Below are 4,885 nucleotides of genomic sequence, written 5' to 3' on the forward strand. Positions count from 1 at the left end.
GCGCTTGCCGTCATCGTGCTTGAGATCGAGCCGCTGGCACCGGTGTCCACCATGGCCGAAGCGCTCCAGCCCGCAGCCCGTCTCGTCCACGAGGGCTGGCGCGGCTATGAGGCGATCACCGAGGGCGGCGCACGTGCCGGCAACATCGCATGGGAGGCAAAATCCAGCCGCGGCGACGTCGATGCGGCCTTCGCCCGTCCCGACATACGCATAGTCGAGAGCAGCTTTACCGTCGGCCGGCAGAGCCATGTGCCTTTCGAACCGCGCGTTGCCATCGGCTCCTGGGAGGACGGCCGGGCTCACATCCAGACCTCGACGCAGGTGCCTTGGACAGTTCGCAACGTCACCGGAAGGGTCATGCAGCTTGCGCCCGGGCGTGTGCGGGTCACCGTGCCGCCTGTCGGAGGCGGGTTCGGCCTGAAATTCGATGCGTCCATCGAGCCGATCACGGCACTTCTGGCGCGGATGACCGGGCGCACGGTGGTCCTGGAAAACACCCGGCAGGAAGAGATGGCAACCTGCCTCTGCCGCGAGAATGCGGAAATCCGCATCCGCTCCGCTGTCACTGCCGAAGGATACATCGCCGGACGCGAGGCGGTCGTGCTGATGGACTGCGGCGCGTATGGCGGCGAACAGGTTTTCCTGACAACGATGACGGCGCACACGCTGGGCGGCAATTACAGGGTTGGCGCAACGCGGCTCGTCAGCCGCGCCGTATACACCAACACACCACCCAACGGCGCTTTCCGAGCTTGCAATGGCGTCTACAACACCTTCGCGTTGGAGCGACACACCGACGAAATCTGCGATGCGCTAGGCTTCGACCCAATAGAGTTCCGGAAGAAAAATGTCCTGGGAGATGGCGATCTCGGTGCCACGGGGCAGGTTTTCGAGGCCGACGTGCTGGGTCCGATGCTCGATCGCATGGAGACACTGCGCGCCAGCACCGGTACATCAGAGGCCAAGGCCGACGGCAGGCTCTATGGAATTGCGACCACGGTCGGCACATGGTTCGTTTTCGTCGGGCCTTCGGCGGCGACGGTGAATTTGAACGCCGACGGCAGCGCAACGCTGGTCACCTCGGGTGTGGAGATCGGATCCGGCACGATGGTGCAATCCCTGCCGCAGATCGTGGCTGGGCAGCTCGGGCTTGCTCCCGACCAGGTGATCGTGCGCGAAGCCGATACGGATGCCGCCGGTCTCGATGTCGGCGTTGGCGGTGGGCGCACCACCGTGTCCATTGGTGCCGCGAGCATCGCCGCCTGCGCGGAAGTGCGAGAGAAGCTGCTGCGGACCGCCGGCGAGATGCTCCAGACCCGACCGGAAGACCTGGTGCTGCGGGACGGTCGTGTCGAGATCACGGGACTTCCCGGTTCCGGCATGTCGATCCCCGCTGTCGTCGCCCATGCGCAGGCAACCACCGGCCCGATCACCGGAAGCGGAGCCTTTACCGCCAGGAACACTCCGGCAATGTCCGGCTGCGCGATGGGGCATTTCATCGATGCGCTCGACATTCCCGTCTTCGTCGTTCACGAGGCCGAGGTGGCGGTTGATCCAGACACCGGCCATGTCGAGGTGCTGGCCTATCGCGTAGTTCAAGATGTCGGCCGCGCGCTCAATCCGCGCGCCATCCTGGGCCAGATACAGGGCGGCGTGGTACAGGGGCTCGGCTATGCGTTGCACGAGGAGGTGACGCTCACCGCCGACGGACGCATCGCGCAGGACGATTTCGAGACTTATCGCCTGCCGCTGGCGCAGGATGTGGTTCCGGTCGCCGCCGACCTTTACGAGGGCGCGCCGTCGATGGGGCCTCTAGGCGCCAAGGGTGCGGGCGAGGTCCCGATCCTGGCGGTGGGCGCGGCAATCGGCTGCGCTGTGGCACGCGCCATCGGCAAGCCGGTACGGCAGCTGCCAGTGACGCCGCCACGCGTGCTTCGACTGCTGCATGAGCGCGAACCACCGCCGGAATTCCCGCACATCGCCCCCGGCTGGGCGTTGAACACTCTGGGCTGAGGCAAGTAAACCATGGTCACCCTGAACTGCGACATGGGCGAAAGCTACGGCAACTGGCGCTTCGGTGACGATGCCGGCATCATGCCTCATATCGATTGCGCCAACATCGCCTGCGGCTTCCACGCCTCCGATCCATGGACGATGCTGAAGACCGTGCGGCTCGCCCTTTCGCATGGCAAGCGGGTCGGCGCGCATCCCTCCCTTCCCGATCGTGAGGGGTTCGGCCGGCGCGAAATGAGACTTCAGCCGGAGGAACTGACAGCTGCCTTCCTCTATCAAATCGGTGCTCTGACAGGGATGCTGGTCGCCGAGGGCGGGCAACTCAGCCATGTCAAGCCGCATGGCATCATTTACGGCATGGCCGCGCACGACGTCGACACTGCCCGGGCAATTGCCGCGGCGGTCAAGCCGTTCGGCGTCCCTCTCTTCGGCATGGCGGGAACCTGTCACGAGACGGCGGCAGCCGAACTCGGCGTTGCCTTCGTGGGCGAGTTCTTTCCCGATCTTGCCTACGCTCCCGGCGGCAGCCTGATCATCCCGCGCGTCCAGTCGGCCATCGACCTGACGCTTGCCGAGCACCGCATGATAGGGGCGCTTACTCGAGGCGAACTCGTCACGACAGACGGCACGATCCGCCCGGTCGACTTCGACACCGTCTGCATCCACTCCGATCCGCCGAATGCGCGCGACGTCGCCGCGCTGATGCGGCGGATCATCGACACTCATTCCAACGGCCTGCCATGATTCATTCTCCCGAATCGTGAAAGCTCCACGCAGGGGACTCGAGGACTATCTCGAACTCACTGCCCGAACCATTTCTCCAAGCCGCTGAGGACTTCCATGGATGCGCTTTCCAACTCTCTCGCCGCCGCCGACATCGCCACCACCATGCACCCCTACACCAACCTGCGTCAGCACGAAGAAACCGGGCCGCTGATCATCAGCCGCGGCGACGGCATCCGTGTGTATGACGAACGCGGCAAGGAATACATCGAAGGGCTGGCCGGGCTCTGGTCGGTGGGCGTCGGCTTTTCGGAAAAGCGGTTGGCCGACGCTGCCTATCAGCAAATGCTGAAGCTGCCCTACTACCACACCTTCTCCTCCAAGGCGCATGAGCCATCCATCCGGCTCGCGGAGAAACTCGTGGAGATGACGCCGGAAAACCTGACGCGTGTCTTCTTCACGTCGTCGGGCTCGGAAGCCAACGACACCATCGTCAAGATGATGTGGTTCATGAACAACGCGCTGGGCCGGCCAAAAAAGAAGAAATTCCTGGCACGGACCAAGGGCTATCACGGCATCACCGTCGCCTCCGGCAGCCTGACGGGCTTGCCGGTCAACCATCGCGACTTCGATCTGCCGGCCATTCCCGTTCGCCACCTGACCTGCCCGCACTTCTATCGCTTCGGCATGGCAGGCGAAGACGAAGCCGCCTTCACGGCGCGCCTGCTCGCCGAGCTGGAAGCGGTGATCGCCGAAGAAGGGGCTGACACCATCGCAGCCTTCATAGGAGAGCCGCTCATGGCAGCCGGCGGCGTTCTGCCACCGCCGGTCGGGTACTGGGAAGGCGTGGAGAAAATCTGCCGGGCAAATGATATCATTCTGATAGCGGACGAGGTGATCTGTGGTTTCGGGCGGCTTGGTACGCCCTTCGGCGCTCAGAAATACGGCTTCACGCCTGATATCATGACGGTCTCCAAGCAAATCACGTCGTCTTATATGCCGCTTGCCGCCGTCATTTTCTCCGATGCGATCTATCAGGCGATCGCCGACAACACCGCCACGATCGGCAATTTCGGCCACGGCTTCACGGCGTCAGGTCATCCGGTCGCGACGGCAGTGGGTCTCGAAAACCTGGCCATCTTCGAGGAGCGGGACCTGATCGGAAACGCGGCCCGCCTCGAGACGTCGTTCCAGGCCGGCATCCGCTCATTTGCCCATCACCCGCTTGTCGGTGAAGCGCGGGGCACCGGTCTTATCGGCGCCGTTGAGCTGGTGGCAGACAAGGCGACGAAACGCCCCTTCGCCAAGGTTGGGCGCGCAGGGGGTATCGCAGCAGGGATCGGCCACGAGGAAGGCCTCATCTTCCGCGCCATCGGCGATCAGCTCGCGCTCTGCCCGCCGATGATCTCGACAGAAGACGATGTGAAAGAAATCATGACGCGCATGGGCCGGACGCTTGAGCGCCTGACCGGTGCGGTTGCCAAGGAGGGACTCGAATGACCCGCATGAAAGCCGAACCGGTCGTCCATATCGACGACGAACGCTTTCGGGTCACCGAATGGCGCTTTGCCGCCGGGGCCGAGACCGGCTGGCATATCCATGGCCATGACTACGTCATCGTGCCGCTTACGGACGGCAAGCTCGGTCTCGAAGGCCCGGACGGCGCGCAGTCGCAAGCCGCCCTCACTCAAGGGGTGCCCTATTCGCGGCGGACGGGTGTGGCCCACAACGTCATCAATGCCGGCGATGCGCCGCTCGCCTTTCTGGAGGTCGAGGTCGTTGAGGCCGGCGACCTCGCAGCCAGGCGGCTCGCCGTGCTCGACCGGTTCCTCGCAGCCTGGAACGCCCGCGACGTGGGCGCGCTGATGGACTGCATGGCTGAGAATTGCGCTTTCCACGGCTCGGCTGGACCCGATGCCGAAGGGCGCAAGCATATGGGGCGTGACGCCGTGCGCGCCGCCTATGCAGCGCTGTTCGATGCTTTCCCGAAGGCCGCGTGGACCAGAGGACGGCACGTCGTGACGGGCGACACCGGGCTTTCATCATGGCGCTTCGTCGGCACCACGGCAGCGGGGCAGCAAATCGAAGTCGACGGCTGCGATATCTTCGCTTTCTCGGGGGAGCTCATAGCGCTCAAGGATTCCTACCG

At 64.3% G+C, this 4,885-nt stretch carries 4 protein-coding genes; all 4 read left to right on the forward strand.

The features are described 5' to 3' along the window. The coding region (locus tag EN925_RS23485; protein ID WP_128336964.1) for a molybdopterin cofactor-binding domain-containing protein at positions 1 to 2,013 on the forward strand (2,013 nt) is incomplete at its 5' end. Between the two features lie 12 nt (positions 2,014 to 2,025). Next, a complete protein-coding gene (locus EN925_RS23490; protein WP_127368829.1) occupies positions 2,026 to 2,757 on the forward strand; it encodes a LamB/YcsF family protein in 732 nt (243 codons plus the stop codon). 96 nt (positions 2,758 to 2,853) lie between these two features. After that, positions 2,854 to 4,236, forward strand: coding sequence for an aspartate aminotransferase family protein (locus tag EN925_RS23495; RefSeq protein ID WP_127384527.1), 1,383 nt, complete (start codon positions 2,854 to 2,856; stop codon positions 4,234 to 4,236). Next, a partial coding sequence (locus EN925_RS41520) for a nuclear transport factor 2 family protein (RefSeq protein WP_128336966.1) occupies positions 4,233 to 4,885 on the forward strand: 653 nt, incomplete at its 3' end. The genes EN925_RS23495 and EN925_RS41520, both read left to right, overlap by 4 nt.

Origin of the sequence: Mesorhizobium sp. M7A.F.Ca.US.006.04.2.1, assembly GCF_004022915.1 — a bacterium.
Lineage (GTDB): Bacteria > Pseudomonadota > Alphaproteobacteria > Rhizobiales > Rhizobiaceae > Mesorhizobium > Mesorhizobium ciceri.